The organism is Chryseobacterium lathyri (assembly GCF_030812195.1).
Taxonomy (GTDB): Bacteria; Bacteroidota; Bacteroidia; order Flavobacteriales; family Weeksellaceae; genus Chryseobacterium; species Chryseobacterium lathyri_A.
Window position 1 is genome coordinate 1,658,276 of the sequence record NZ_JAUSSF010000001.1, and the last position, 13,985, is coordinate 1,672,260.

Below are 13,985 nucleotides of genomic sequence, written 5' to 3' on the forward strand. Positions count from 1 at the left end.
GAAAAACATGATAAAAGATGCGAATAGAATTTAAATTTTGCATTTTTTCTAACCCGCAAGAAGATCGAAGACTTTAAGAATATTAAGACGAGCTTTGCTTTTCAGTGGTTTGGTTCCTTTAAAATTTGAAAAAGTTCAAATACATGTATAAAAAATGGGCAGTTTATAAAAACCGCCCATTTTAATATTTGAAACTATATTTTACTTATTTCTTTTTCTTTACAGGAACTCTGTTGTCATTATCCAGTTTTTCCGTAGAAACTTTGAACTGGATATCCATTTCATTCTTGATGAAATAATCTTTCAGTGAAGACTGGTAGAATACTTTAAAATCTCTTCTGTTCAGAGAGAACTTAGCAGACTCTACGACTACTGTAAACTGGGTTACGTATACATTGGCAGGGAAAGTAATTGTTTTTCTTACCCCTTTGATGGTAACATCACCGTAAACCGTTGAATTATACTCACTGTTTGCTAAAGGAATGATCTTAGTCAAATGAAATTTCGCGATCGGGAATTTTTTAACTTCAAAGAAATTGGTACTTTTCAGATCATTGGTAAGCTTGATCTGATCTTCATCGGAAACATCTCCCGCCATTATGCTTCTCATATCTATAATAAACTCTCCGTCTACAAGGACTGTTTTATCAAAATTGAATTTCCCGCTTTTGAGCTTTACCGTCCCTGAATGCGAAGAAGCTTCAGTTTTTACAACTTTATATCCCCACCACCTGATCTCTGATGAAGTCACTTTTGAAACCTTATCAAATTTCTTCTGTGCAGAAACAAATGATATGCTCACACACATCATAGCAAACAATAGTAATCTTTTCATTCTTTTTTATTTACAATTCAACAAAAATAAAAAAAAGTGTAGAACTTCTACACTTTTAATAATCTTTTTTTGATTAAATTATTTAGCAGTCACCTTTACAAGCATTTCGATGTCATCTTTCACAAAAACATCCTGCATAGTAGACTTGTAAGCAACATCAAATTTCTGTCTGTCGAAAGAGAATTTATCAGAAACCAGGCTCACGACTCCTTTACTGTAAGCAATCTTTGCAGGGAAAGTAACGGCATTGGTTTTTCCTTTAACGGTAAGGTTTCCTGTTACTAATGAATTGTAGATCTTATCGCTGTTTTTCTTTACAGAAGTGATTTTGAAAGACGCAGTAGGGAATTTTTCAACTTCAAAGAAATCACCGTTCTTAAGGTGTCCGTTTAATTTCTGCTGATATTCGCCCGTAAGGTCAGTTGCGTTGATAGACGTCATATCCAATACAAAGCTTCCACCTACCAGGTTATTTCCTTTCATAACCATGTCTCCTGATTTTACTTTTACAGTACCGTCATGAGAACTCGCCTCAGATTTTGCTACTTTGTATCCCCACCAGTGAACATCAGATGCTACCACTTTTTTTGACTGTCCGAATGTAAGACCACTAGCTAAAACCGCTAATAAGAATATTTTTTTCATTTGAATAAAGTTATTTACTTGTTTAATGATGCAAATGTAGCCAACTTATCCGATAGATTTCATTGATGTATATCAATAAAATTAATTATTTTCATGAATAATATCATCCATAAAAAAACTCCGAAAGTTTCGGAGTTTTGTATGTTAATTGTGATAATAAGCGGTGTACAGTGCAGCTCCTTTTAATGCTGTGTGGTTCTGCTTAATCAGATAGATAGGTGTGCTTTTCAGCAGTGCCTCCATTTTGTCGCTTATCTTGAACTTATCATAGAATTTACCTTTGTCAATATATTCTCTGATCGCTTGCGGAATATCTCCCGAAATCAATAGCCCTCCGGTAGCTTTAAGCTTCAGTACAAGGTTGTTTGCTTCTCTTGCAAGGAATTCCAGGAAGGTATCCAAAGCAATTTTACAAATCAGTACATCTTCTTCCACTGCAGCCTTGTAAATTTCTTCAACAAAATTTGGTCCAGTAAGACGTTCTGCAAGCCATTCCGGTTCCGGATGTCTTTTTACATCTCTCAGAAATCTGTAGATATTGAAAAGACCGGTTTTGGAAAGTACATTCTCCCAGCTTACAATACCGTAGATATTGTTTAGGAACTGATAGAATTCTACTTCAACATTCGTTCTCGGGGAGAATTCCGAATGTCCGCCTTCCGTAGCGAAAGGTCTCAGGTTTTTTCCGTCAAAGAAATATCCAGCTTCACCCAATCCGTTTCCGGGAGCCAGGATCGCTACATTTCCTTTTTCGAGATGCCCGCTGGTATAGATCGGATCAAGATCACTGTCCTCAAGAAGGCCCATTCCGTAAGCTGACGCTTCAAGGTCATTCAGCATATCTCCTTTCTCAAACCCGAAATCTCTGGTATATTCTTCAATGTCTAAGTCCCACCCTAATCTTGCAGGGCTACTTTTACCATTGATTACAGGTCCGGGTACAGCCACTGCCAGACGTTTTACATTGTCCAGCTGATTGTCCTGTATGAATTTTCTTAATATGTCAGAAAATGAAGTGTACTCTTTGGTATTATATTCATTCTGAATTTTTATCTCAAGGCCTCCGTTACTGGAAACAAAATAGCCTAAGGTAGTTATATCTTCACGGAGACTTGCCCCAATGATAGTAACATTATCATTATTACTGTTCTCTACTCCTGGTAAATAAAGCGGAAATTTTGGATTCAAAATCATAACCTCAAATTTTATCAAATATAATAATAGTTTTCGTAAATCCTGCAGCGAACCAAAAAACCTTTTCATTTTCATAAAAAGGTTTTGGCTAATAATTGTTTATATATAAATCTAACTACTTTCCTAATGGAATATTGTACCCGAATCCTACTCCGATGTTCCCTACATTATAGTCCTGTCCGGCGATATCTCCTTTATCTCCTACAAAAACTTTCTGATACTGTACGAAGAAATTCCAGTCTCTGTTGTGATATCCAATTTCCGGTTTGATGTAGAATCCTCCGTCTGGTCTGTCGGCCGAACTGTTGGAAGCCACTTTGTCATCTCCTACAAGGAAACCATACCCTAAGTCCGTTCCAAAATAGAAACCAGTCTGTTTAGGATATACTCTTATTAAAGCTCCTACAGGAATTACCCCTACATCATTGTTATCATAACCGTTGTTGCTCTTTCCGAAATAATGAGTATATCCTGTGGCAATACCTAATCCAAATCCGGGAGTGATCAAATTCTGATAAGATACATCTACACCTGCTGCTGCTGAAAGATTATCCGCAGGTACTGCTAAACCAACATTCGCACCCACTTTGATCATATTGTTCATCTGTGAGTTCTGTGCGCTTGTGATACCTGCTGTTAATATTCCAGCCAGTACTATTGCTTGTTTTAACATTTTCATAACTCTAATTTTAATTTTACTATTCCAATAAGCTGTAAAAATCATGCCAAGGGAGGCTTTTTTTTGGATTTTAACACTCAATTTCATTACAATATAATGATTATCAATATGTTAATTTATATTAAAATTCAAATGATTGTTTAAATTAAATCCCAAAAAAAATAATATTAAGAATTCTTAACCGTTACTATTTTAACCTTTTTCTTTCTATTCTATCAAAAAAGTAAATTCTCTCATCATGGCCGATTCATTATTACGCAATAAACACCTTCTCTGGCGTGCCGGTTTCGGAACCGGGATCAACCAAATCAGTGATCTGAAAAACAAAAGTATAAAGATGCTGGCTGATGATTTATTTCAAGAAGAGAGCTTTACAGAAATTAATTATCATACATCCGACACTTTCATTCAGGAGGATATGATGAATAATAAAACTCCGGCAGAAAAAAGAAAAGAAATGCAGCAAATCATCAGGCTGCAAAATAATGAACTGAACCTGAATTTCCTGGACAAAATGATAAACAGCAAGGAACAGATGAAAGAGAAGATGTCATTCTTCTGGCATGGTCATTTTGCATCCAGAATCAATAACTCAAAATTCAACAAACAGCTCCTCAATACGATCAGGAAGAATGCACTGGGCAATTTTAAAGATCTTCTCTTCGAAGTGAGCCAATCGCCTGCAATGTTGAATTTCCTCAATAATCAGCAGAACAAAAAGGGCCATCCAAATGAAAATTTCGCCCGTGAGGTAATGGAACTATTTACGATGGGAAGGGGAAATTATACTGAAAAAGATATCCGGGAAGGAGCAAGAGCTTTTACAGGCTGGGGTTATGATAAGGAAGGCAACTTTAAGGAGAGAAAAAACCTGCACGATGAAGGAACTAAAACATTCCTTGGAAAAACTGGAAATTTCACAGGAACTGACATTTTAAATATTATCCTTGAACAGAAAGCCACAGCCAAGTTTATTACCACAAAAATATATAAGTTCTTCGTTAATGAAAATGTAGACAGTCATATTGTAGATCAATTAAGCAATAACTTTTACAATTCCGGATATAATATCAAAAAACTTATGACCGAAATCTTCTCAAGCTCATGGTTCTACGCTCAAAAGAATATCGGAAACAGAATAAAATCCCCGATAGAACTGATGGCTGGAATAATGCGGATGCTTCCTATGAATATTCAGAATCCGGAAAATCTCATTGTTTATCAGAAATTGCTAGGACAAATGCTTCTTTACCCACCCAACGTAGCCGGATGGCCCAGCGGCAGATCATGGATAGACAGCTCTACCCTGATGCTGAGACTGCAGATTCCACAGATATGGTCCGGATTACGCCCTCTGGAATACAGCCCGCGCCAGGATGATGATATTGATATGGGCATGAAATCCCGTGAAACCCCTTTGAACAAATCATTTAAGAATCCCAACATAACCATAGACTGGAACAGGCTGGAAAAAGTATTTGCCAACAAAAACTGTGAAGATTATCTTATCCAGAATACGAAAACACTCGATATGGATTCGGTAAAGAATTTCTCGGATAAAAGTATAAAAATGAATATCATTAATCTAATGTCTACCCCGGAGTACCAGTTGTGTTAGGAGTAGAATAATAGGTGGCAACAATAGTAACCGCCGTTTGGTTCTGTAAAATCAAGATTCAGTCCTGAAACCTGCGACCTGCAACCTATTATCTGGCATCTGCAACCTTTAACCTAAAAAGAAAAATCATGCTAATCAAAAGAAGAGAATTCCTCAAAATAAGTTCGTTGGCTACCGCATCGCTTATGATGCCCAATTTTCTGAAAGCAATGACACTGGATGAAGCCTTAGTGCCTAATCATAAAATTCTCGTAGTATTGCAGTTTACAGGTGGAAATGATGGTCTAAACACGATCATTCCTACAAAAAACGATATTTATTTTAAAGAAAGAAACAGTATTGCTATCACAGATTCCTTACCGCTTAACGATGAAACAGGAATCAATCCGGCACTCTCCTATTTCAAAGAGCTTTTCGACAACGGTGAACTTTCGGTGATGAATAATGTAGGGTACCCGGACCCTGATAAATCACACTTCAGAAGTATGGATATATGGCATTCTGCCAGCCGTAGTGACGAATTTCTAGAAACAGGCTGGCTGGGTCGTTTTCTGGATGAAGAATGCTACCGTTGCGAACATCCCACCCAGGCTCTGGAAGTTGATGATATGCTGAGCCTGGCACTGAAAGGCGAAAATAATAAGGCATTTGCCTTTAAAGACCCCAAAAGACTTTATCAGACCAGCCAGGAGAAGTATTTCAAATCTCTGTATGACCATCATCATGATGATGAAACGGTTTCCTATTTATACCAGACGCTTGGCTCCACTATTAATAATGCTGATTATATCTTTGAAAAAAGTAAATCAAAAAAAACAGACCAGACCTATCCTAATTCACAGCTGGGCAAGGATTTTAAAACAGTGGCTTCGCTGATCAAATCTGATATCAACACGCAGGTTTATTATCTTTCGGTGGGAAGTTTTGACACCCATGTTAACCAAAATGACAGGCAGAAAAAGCTGTTCAGCGACATCAATGACGCAGTGAAATCTTTTGTGGCTGATCTGAAAAGTAATGGAGTTTTCAATGATGTCTTATTAATGACTTTCTCAGAATTCGGGCGCCGGGTGGCTCAGAATGCCAGCAACGGAACAGATCATGGAACAGCCAATCAGATGTTCTTCATCAGCGGAGGGCTTAAAAAGAAGGGACTTCTGAATGCACTTCCTGATCTCCAGAAACTGAATGAAGGGGATCTTATTTATACGGAAGATTTCCGAAAAGTTTATGCTACGGTTTTAAAAAACTGGCTTAAAGCAGATTCTTCCAAAGTATTGGGTTGGAAAAACGGAGTCTATGACTTTATTTGATTTAATTAAAAATAAAAACTGCCATTCTGATTGTGTACATCAAAATGGCAGTGGACAAGTCTCTTACAGATTTTGCAGATGCATAATCTACCCTATTTAAAAATCTTTGTAAAGCTATCTTTTTCAAGGCTTTCCAGTGAGAAATCAAAATCAGCTTCTTCTTTTTCAGAAACTACTTCCGCTCCCAGTTCTGCTACAAGATCATTAAACGACAGAGGCTTATACCATTGCTGATATAATGCATCCGTAGCCATCTTTGAGATCTCTGAGCTTCCTGAAACATGGGCATGTCCGGCTCCAAAATTCAGAAGCACAAAACACTGCTTTTCTCCTTTTGGAAGAAGCATTCCAAGAACGGTCTGCCTCTGGACAGAACTACATTTTGCCTCTGCAAAAAGATGATCTGGGTTCATCATATATGCTCTCGAAATATGATCTCCTTTTCCGATCACAATTTTATATCCGCAGTCGGAGCTTCCAAGATACACATTATTCATAACCAGAGTCGGGGCATTCAGGCCTTTGGCAGCATGGAGGTATTCTACAGCACCGTTGGGCGCAGAGGTCATATCTCCAGAATACATCAGATTTCCGTTATCTTGGTTATAGGCCGCATTCCATCCTGTCTTTCCGCCAATATTCAGGGCTGAAAGGTCAAGATCATACGCACCCCAGTTATCTTCCCAGTAGATCCCGACAGCCAATTTTTCTCCTAAAAATCTAGTCCCGGCAGGCATATTTCCTACAAACATTTTTTCAGAGGTTGGCAATCCAAATTCTACATGGTCAGGAAAATAGAATTTCTTTCCGGAAAGATCAAACCTTGATTTTAAATAATTCAAAATAAAATCATAGTTCTTTTCACTTACAGTTCCCTGTTTTCCGGTTTTCACCCAGGATTTTCCGTTCCTGATTCTATACACAAACGTATCCTGTCCGTACATCCTTGAATAGCAGGCCGACAAAGCTTTGAACAAAGCAAACGGAGTGGCATTATCCAGCCAGTGCAGATCGTTTTTTTCCAGCAATGTATGAGTCGCTTCATTCAATGGGTTAGCCACCAATGGCTGATGATGAATTTTCGACAGTTTTGATATTTTATTGATAGTTTTAGATGATCTTTTTTTATATGCTAAAAACAACGGTTTGAATCTGTTGAAAATCTGTGCAAGCCTTTCCAGACCATATTTTTCAAATAAATCAGACGGATTAAATTTGCTTTCTTTAATAGCTTTAATTAAGTCTTCATTTTTGATCAGAAGTGTGGTATCTGTAGTTTTATAAATTACATATCTGAAAAATTCTACAGGATTAGCCGGATAAACCTGGTACAGATCCGCTATTTTAACGATAGCTTCTTTGTTTCTGATATTTTCGGTTCCTGTAAAAGTATAATTCAAATCTTTTGTTAAGATGGCAAGAAGATCGTTAATCGTTTCATCCTTCAGAGCCATTCCTGATTTCAGCAGTGACAAACATTTTTCTGTCATTTCTTCTTCAGAATAGGCTTTAACTACTTTGAAAACCAATTTTGCATTGGGAACATTCAATACTTCATCAGGAATATAGATCTCATCCTGAAAATTACTTCCATAGGTAGAAATATAGTGTTTAAGCTGTTCAATAAGCAGCTCGATTCTCGTACTTTCTTTTATTTTCTGCCAGGATTTATGGAAGGTCTTATTCAGGTCACTCCCGTTTAATTTTTCCTTTGCATAAAATTTGATGATCTGGTCTTTAGCCCAAACAGCATCTGCTTCGATCACAAAACCTGCCTCAGAAATAAAAGGTGCGCTTACCGTTTTTTTGGACAGTACGGCATTAAATAATTGAAGTGTTTTCATTTTATAAAAATTAAAAATAAGTGAGGAGTATGGTTTTTAAAGAAACAATATAGGAACTCCTTTTACCTATTATTTTGAAAAGCGGAGAGTAATTACCAATATAGGAACTCTGTGTGCCTTATTATTTTTTCACTGATGAAAACACGTCAAATGGTATTCAAATATAAGTATTTTCATCAATATTGTGGAGCAGACAGGAATCGAACCTGTGACACGTACCATAGGAACTTTGTCTGCCAATAGCGGAAAGTGATCACTGCTCTACCATCTGAGCTACTGCCCCATTACTATTGATTAATTTATAAACCTTATAGATTTTAAAGACCTATAAGGTTTTACAGATTATCCTCTGCATTATGCTTTTCTAAACTTCTTCTTTTTCTTCCAGGGTGCATTTTTTCCCACATCACCCGCCATGATACATCCGTAAGGCATTACCTCATCCAGAACTTCGCAAAGCCCGTATTCTTCAATCTGTGCTCTTACGTTTCTAGCACTTTTATAAGCACTTGGCAGTTCGGAAATATCAATTTCGTTAGAGAAGAAACGGATATCCAGCCCTTTGGTCTCTTCATCGAAAATCTCTTCAACCGTTTTATGGGCCAGTGATCTTTTATGCTGTGTTCTGCTGAAATTTCTTCCGGCTCCGTGAGGGGCAAAACCCAGATTTCTCTCATTGGTTTTTCCCTGAACAATCAAAACGGGTTCTGACATATTCAGAGGAATCAGTCTTGGTCCTGTGATATCCGGCATAAATTTATCATCTAACGGAGTGGCTCCTTTGGCATGATAAAACAGATCACCATCTTTGAAAACGAAATTATGCTCGTTCCAGTATCTATCCTGTTTTTCTGCTCCCAATTTATTTAAAACTGCATCATGAATATTCGTATGATTTTCCTTAGTCCATGTTCTGATTAATTGAAGAGCCTCCCAGTATGCTTTTCCTTCTTCCGTATCAAAAGGGATCCAAGCATTTTCTTTCAGGGTTTCAGGAGAAATATCCTGTCTGAAACGGTTGGCAACCTTCATTCCTTTATCATAAAGAGCAGCACCCGGCGCTCTTGAACCGTGATGGGTAACCAACATGGTATTTCCGGTATTTTTGGACTTTCCGACAAACAGGAAATGGTTTCCGTCTCCTTGGGTTCCCATATGAGAACGGGCAATGCTGATCAGTTTTTCATCATTTAAGAAGTAGTTTTCTCTGAACGCATCCATCAGTTCCTGAGACATCGGCATCTGTTCACCTCTCGGCCTTCCTCCGTATCCGAAATGTGTCACTGAATGGGCTGCATCCAGCACTTCTTTAGGATCAGCATCTCCAAAATCTGTCAGCATTACAGAACAGCAGATATCGGCGCTATGAAATCCCGGGTGAATTGCATTTTTAGCAACCACCACCCCACCTACCGGAATCAATCCTTCAGGTCCTGTAGGACAGGCATCCGGCATCAATGCACCACCGGTTAACGTAGGTGTTTTCATTAAGACTTTCATCGTATTGATTACTTTTTCCACGTTATCGGTTTCGCTTTCATGCTCAGCTCTGATATTGATGATAAAATCTTGAGCTTTATCGTGGAGCGGAATAATATCTGGCTGTTTAAACTGATCCAGATATTCCCTGATCTGCACTTCATCCAGATTGTTTTCGTTGATATGGGTAATGGCATCTTTAAACCATCTGGCCGGCCTATATCCTAATTCAATTAAGTGATTTCCGTTAAATTCCATTTGTCTTTTCATTTTGATAGTGCAAAGTAATAACACAAGTGCGCAATAATTCTGCGTAGATAAAATTATTTTAATTATTTTTGTCAAAAAAGGTTTATTTGCTTTTTTACGGACTTTACGCATTGCTCATTAAAAATAAAAAATATGTTATCAGAACAATTAAAAAACAATCCTGACACTATTCAGTTCAAAGAGGTCATCGCACACATTGATGACCAGTATGATTTTACACCCACGTTTTTTAAGAACGGAGATACGGTGAATGAAGCCGGACAGAATAACGGTTCATGCAAGGTTTTCAGTTTTGCAAAACTTCAGGGATTGTCAAAAGAACAGACGCTTCCTCTTTTTGGAGAATTTTACAGGGAAGATGTCTTAAAAAATCCGGAAGGAACAGATCATCAGAACATCAGAAATTTTATGAAATACGGATGGGAGGGCATTTCATTTGAAGGAGAAGCATTGAAAGGGAGATAATTTTATAAGTCAATGGTGAATTTTGCTTCGCAAGTGAATGGTTAATTTGAAGAGAATTGATGCATTACAATTGATTTGCGAAGCAAACTGACCTTTCACCATTCACTCATTCCTCACTCCAAAAAACCGAAAGCCATGTCATCCAATAAAAATGCACTGATCCGCTACAAAACATTAGATAAATGCCTTAAGAACAAATACCGGAAATATACCCTGGAAGATCTTATTGATGCGTGTTCTGATGCCTTGTTTGAATTTGAAGGAAAAGAATCTTATGTAAGCAGACGCACCGTCCAGCTTGATCTTCAGAATATGCGGAGCGAGAAGTTCGGGTATGAAGCACCGATTGAAGTATACGAAAAAAAATACTACCGCTACAGCGATCCTGAATACAGCATCCATAATATTTCCGTGAATGAAAGTGATCTGAAAGCAATGAATAATGCAGTCCAGATCCTGAAGCAGTTCAAAGACTTCTCTATGTTCAAAGAGATGAACGGGGTGATTCAGAAGCTGGAAGATTCCATCCATTCCACTGGGCATAAATCCATTATTCATCTGGATAAGAATGAACAGCTGAAAGGGCTTGAGCATATTGATGTTCTTTATGAAAGCATTTCAAACAAAAAAGTCCTGAATATTCTTTACCGCAGTTTTACCGCCAGGGAATCCAGTAATTATGTGGTTCATCCTCAGCTTCTGAAGGAATTTAATAACAGATGGTTCCTGATCTGCCAGCACAAAGGCAAAATGTATAATTTAGCCCTGGACCGAATGGAAAAGATTGATGTGGAGGAAAATATTGTGTATATCGACAAAGATCTGGACGGCGATGAATATTTTAAAGATATTGTAGGGGTTACGGTTTCTGAAACTATGGCTCCCAGAAATGTTGTTTTCTTTGTAAATTCCTCAAATGCTCCTTATGTAAAAACAAAACCGCTTCATAAGAGTCAGGAAATCATAAGCGAAACGGAAGAAGGTGCATTATTTAAGATCTGTGTACAAATCAATTTTGAACTTGAAAGGCTGCTGCTGGGTTTTGGAGAATGCCTGATTGTTCATAAGCCTAAAAAACTGAGATTGAGGCTGCAGGATAAGTTTAAAGCAGGATTAAAAAACTATGAGAATTTAATTGTTCCGGATGAAAACTGATTTTTCTTCCACAAAAGTCTTTATTCCTGTTATTTAAATAATCTGTTGTATGAAAAGATCCTATAATTTCTCTTAAAATCCAAGATTTTATAATGACTAAAATTCCGCAGATCAGAATTTTCTTTCCGTGGAAGGTGATTTGAAGAGGTATAAATCACTATAAGATATCTTCTACAACACTGACCAGTAGTAATATTTTTAAAATGGCTCAGAAATTGTAGTAATCTATTCATCAAAAAATCTTACTATGAAATCAAGAATATTTAAAGCATTGATTGCCATTATAGCACCTATTGCGATAGAATACATCGTAAAAAAAATATCTGAGAAATTGGATAAAAAACAAGAGGAGAAAGGAAAAGAAACAAAGCAGATTACTGCTTAAAATGTAGAAGTAGTTAGAATTTAATTTTATTGAAAAGAGGCTGTCATTATAATATGTACAGCCTCTTTTTTCGTTTAATAGCTTTAAATAATATCTTTAACGAAAAATCTACGCAAAAACACTGCGCACTTCTGCTTTTACTTTGTCTTAAAATTGAATACAATGACACCAAAAATACTAGAGAAAATAAAAGAAATAGAGGAAACACGCAGTGTAGAAGTCCTTTTGGCCGTAGAATCCGGAAGCCGGGCATGGGGTTTTGCTTCTCCGGACAGCGATTATGACATACGCTTTATCTACCGGCATGAAAAGGACTGGTATCTTTCTCCCTGGGATAAAGACGAGACGATAGAATTTATGACAGAAGACGACCTGGACGGTTCGGGATGGGACCTTCGGAAAACATTTCATTTGTTATTGAAGTCGAATGCAGCTTTGCTGAGCTGGTTCTATTCTCCTATCGTTTACAAAAAGAACGATAAGTTTTTGGAACTGTTCACTCCCCTCGCAGATACCTGTTTTTCACCGATAGCAGTTTCTTACCATTATCTGAGCATGAGCAAAAAGTATCTGGAAGCCTGCAGAAGTGATGAAGTAAAACTGAAAAGCTATTTTTACTGCTTACGAACGGCACTAACCGGAAAATGGATCATAGAAAAAGGAACGGTTCCACCCGTTTTATTCAGTGAGTTGTTAGTTTTGGTTGATGATTATACCCGAAAAAAGATAGAAAATCTTATCGCTTTAAAAGCTACGAAAGGAGAATCCTACTATCACCCGAATGACTGGGAACTTTTTGGTTTTTTGGAAAAGACCGTTTTGGAAAATGAAGAAAGATCGAAAAGTCTTGCAGGAGGAAATGTGGACAAGAGTGAGATGGAGAAGGTTTTTAGGGAGATATTAGGGCCTAGAAAGTAATACAATATTTAACTTTAAGAAAAGGAAGAAACTTATGTCTTCAAAGAAAAAAACAAAATCATGACTATTGAATTTCTAAAAACCAAAAACCTCATCCTCCTTGAAGCCATCTCCGGAAGCCGCGCTTTCGGGCTGGCCACTGAAAATTCCGATACAGATATCCGTGGCGTTTATTATCTGCCGAAAGAAGATTTTTTCGGCCTGAATTATATCCCGCAGATTTCTAATGAAACGAATGATATTACCTATTATGAGATCGGAAGATTTGTAGAACTGTTACAGAAAAACAACCCAAATATTCTGGAAGTGCTGACAAGTCCGGAAGACTGCATTCTGCAAAAGCATCCGCTGATGGATCTTCTCCGTCCAGAAGATTTTTTGTCTAAATTATGTAAAGATACCTTTGCCGGATATGCTATTTCACAGATCAAAAAGGCTAAAGGGCTGAATAAAAAGATCCTTAATCCTATAGAAAAAGAAAGAAAATCTGTCTTGGATTTCTGTTATATTCTTAAAGATCAGGGATCGGTTCCTCTTAAGAAATGGCTTTCAGAAAGCAGAAAAATACAGAACAAATGCGGACTGATTAATATCGGAAATACTAAAGGAATGTATGCCCTATTTTATGATGAATCCGAAACTTTAGGGTATAAAGGAATGATCCAGCATGAAGAAGCCAACCAGGTTTCTGTATCATCCGTTCCGAAGGACGAAAAACCAGCAGCCTATCTTTTCTGTAATCTGGATGCCTATTCCACGTATTGCAAAGACTATAAGGAATACTGGAAATGGGTTTCCGAACGCAATGAAGACCGATATAATGTCAATCAGGAGCACGGACAGAACTATGACAGTAAAAACATGATGCATACCATCCGATTATTACAGTCCTGCGAGTATATATTCAAAACAAATTCGTTAAATATCCGCGTAGACAACCGGGAGGAATTACTTGATATCAAAGCCGGAAAGTGGTCCTATGAAGCAGTTATGCAAAAGGCAGAAGATCTGATAGAGTCTATAGAGCACTATCACGCGGTTTCCACTCTTCCCGATTATCCGGAGGTAAAAAAAGCAGAGAAAATCTTAATAGATATTCGGGAAAAATTATACAGTTAAATCTTAGTATTCTTAACAATTAAACTTGGCCTAATCGTTAATTTTAAAATGTTGGGAATATTAAGA

General features: G+C 37.4%; 13 protein-coding genes and 1 tRNA gene. 7 read left to right on the top strand and 7 right to left on the bottom strand.

All coding sequences use genetic code 11. From position 1 onward, the window contains the following. Positions 1 to 205: 205 nt before the first annotated feature. From J2T03_RS07390 to J2T03_RS07405, 4 genes are all read right to left on the bottom strand, one after another. Positions 206 to 835, bottom strand: a complete 630-nt coding sequence (locus J2T03_RS07390; RefSeq protein WP_306844485.1) for a YceI family protein — start codon at positions 833 to 835, stop codon at positions 206 to 208. 78 nt (positions 836 to 913) lie between these two features. Further along, on the bottom strand, positions 914 to 1,480 hold the full coding sequence (locus J2T03_RS07395) for a YceI family protein (protein ID WP_306844483.1): 567 nt from the start codon (positions 1,478 to 1,480) through the stop codon (positions 914 to 916). A gap of 144 nt (positions 1,481 to 1,624) precedes the next feature. Then, entirely contained in the window at positions 1,625 to 2,674 is a 1,050-nt protein-coding gene (locus J2T03_RS07400; protein ID WP_306844481.1) for a glucokinase, read from the bottom strand. A 115-nt stretch (positions 2,675 to 2,789) separates the two neighbouring features. Next, entirely contained in the window at positions 2,790 to 3,353 is a 564-nt protein-coding gene (locus J2T03_RS07405) for a hypothetical protein (RefSeq protein WP_306844480.1), read from the bottom strand. Positions 3,354 to 3,591: 238 nt separating this feature from the next. Between J2T03_RS07405 and J2T03_RS07410 the strand changes: the two genes are divergently transcribed. Continuing rightward, positions 3,592 to 4,971 carry a DUF1800 domain-containing protein gene (locus J2T03_RS07410; RefSeq protein WP_307210353.1) on the top strand — a complete coding sequence of 460 codons (1,380 nt, stop codon included), beginning with the start codon at positions 3,592 to 3,594 and terminating at the stop codon, positions 4,969 to 4,971. Positions 4,972 to 5,099: 128 nt separating this feature from the next. Further along, positions 5,100 to 6,284: a DUF1501 domain-containing protein gene (locus J2T03_RS07415; RefSeq protein ID WP_306844476.1), complete on the top strand. Its 1,185-nt coding sequence runs from the start codon at positions 5,100 to 5,102 to the stop codon at positions 6,282 to 6,284. A gap of 92 nt (positions 6,285 to 6,376) precedes the next feature. Here J2T03_RS07415 and J2T03_RS07420 read toward each other — a convergent pair whose 3' ends face one another. The 3 genes from J2T03_RS07420 to J2T03_RS20490 form a co-directional block, all read right to left on the bottom strand. Beyond that, positions 6,377 to 8,128, bottom strand: a complete 1,752-nt coding sequence (locus tag J2T03_RS07420; protein WP_307210354.1) for a hypothetical protein — start codon at positions 8,126 to 8,128, stop codon at positions 6,377 to 6,379. A 185-nt stretch (positions 8,129 to 8,313) separates the two neighbouring features. Next, a tRNA-OTHER gene (locus J2T03_RS07425) sits at positions 8,314 to 8,411 on the bottom strand. Positions 8,412 to 8,482: 71 nt separating this feature from the next. Beyond that, positions 8,483 to 9,283, bottom strand: a complete 801-nt coding sequence (locus tag J2T03_RS20490; protein ID WP_373426902.1) for an RtcB family protein — start codon at positions 9,281 to 9,283, stop codon at positions 8,483 to 8,485. Between the two features lie 726 nt (positions 9,284 to 10,009). Between J2T03_RS20490 and J2T03_RS07435 the strand changes: the two genes are divergently transcribed. From J2T03_RS07435 to J2T03_RS07455, 5 genes are all read left to right on the top strand, one after another. After that, entirely contained in the window at positions 10,010 to 10,342 is a 333-nt protein-coding gene (locus J2T03_RS07435; RefSeq protein ID WP_306844472.1) for a HopJ type III effector protein, read from the top strand. Between the two features lie 135 nt (positions 10,343 to 10,477). Beyond that, positions 10,478 to 11,497: a helix-turn-helix transcriptional regulator gene (locus J2T03_RS07440; protein WP_307210359.1), complete on the top strand. Its 1,020-nt coding sequence runs from the start codon at positions 10,478 to 10,480 to the stop codon at positions 11,495 to 11,497. Positions 11,498 to 11,744: 247 nt separating this feature from the next. Beyond that, positions 11,745 to 11,882, top strand: coding sequence for a hypothetical protein (locus J2T03_RS07445; RefSeq protein ID WP_306844468.1), 138 nt, complete (start codon positions 11,745 to 11,747; stop codon positions 11,880 to 11,882). A 162-nt stretch (positions 11,883 to 12,044) separates the two neighbouring features. After that, positions 12,045 to 12,800: a nucleotidyltransferase domain-containing protein gene (locus J2T03_RS07450; RefSeq protein WP_307210361.1), complete on the top strand. Its 756-nt coding sequence runs from the start codon at positions 12,045 to 12,047 to the stop codon at positions 12,798 to 12,800. 60 nt (positions 12,801 to 12,860) lie between these two features. Next, positions 12,861 to 13,919: a nucleotidyltransferase domain-containing protein gene (locus tag J2T03_RS07455; protein WP_307210364.1), complete on the top strand. Its 1,059-nt coding sequence runs from the start codon at positions 12,861 to 12,863 to the stop codon at positions 13,917 to 13,919. Positions 13,920 to 13,985: the final 66 nt, after the last annotated feature.

Coding starts and splice junctions, on each gene's coding strand:
- J2T03_RS07415 (WP_306844476.1), top strand. CDS start 5,100: ATGCTAATCAAAAGAAGAGAATTCCTCAAAATAAGTTCGTTGGCTACC.
- J2T03_RS07450 (WP_307210361.1), top strand. CDS start 12,045: ATGACACCAAAAATACTAGAGAAAATAAAAGAAATAGAGGAAACACGC.
- J2T03_RS07390 (WP_306844485.1), bottom strand. CDS start 835: ATGAAAAGATTACTATTGTTTGCTATGATGTGTGTGAGCATATCATTT.
- J2T03_RS07410 (WP_307210353.1), top strand. CDS start 3,592: ATGGCCGATTCATTATTACGCAATAAACACCTTCTCTGGCGTGCCGGT.
- J2T03_RS07400 (WP_306844481.1), bottom strand. CDS start 2,674: ATGATTTTGAATCCAAAATTTCCGCTTTATTTACCAGGAGTAGAGAAC.
- J2T03_RS07405 (WP_306844480.1), bottom strand. CDS start 3,353: ATGAAAATGTTAAAACAAGCAATAGTACTGGCTGGAATATTAACAGCA.
- J2T03_RS20490 (WP_373426902.1), bottom strand. CDS start 9,283: ATGGGAACCCAAGGAGACGGAAACCATTTCCTGTTTGTCGGAAAGTCC.
- J2T03_RS07395 (WP_306844483.1), bottom strand. CDS start 1,480: ATGAAAAAAATATTCTTATTAGCGGTTTTAGCTAGTGGTCTTACATTC.
- J2T03_RS07445 (WP_306844468.1), top strand. CDS start 11,745: ATGAAATCAAGAATATTTAAAGCATTGATTGCCATTATAGCACCTATT.
- J2T03_RS07455 (WP_307210364.1), top strand. CDS start 12,861: ATGACTATTGAATTTCTAAAAACCAAAAACCTCATCCTCCTTGAAGCC.
- J2T03_RS07440 (WP_307210359.1), top strand. CDS start 10,478: ATGTCATCCAATAAAAATGCACTGATCCGCTACAAAACATTAGATAAA.
- J2T03_RS07420 (WP_307210354.1), bottom strand. CDS start 8,128: ATGAAAACACTTCAATTATTTAATGCCGTACTGTCCAAAAAAACGGTA.
- J2T03_RS07435 (WP_306844472.1), top strand. CDS start 10,010: ATGTTATCAGAACAATTAAAAAACAATCCTGACACTATTCAGTTCAAA.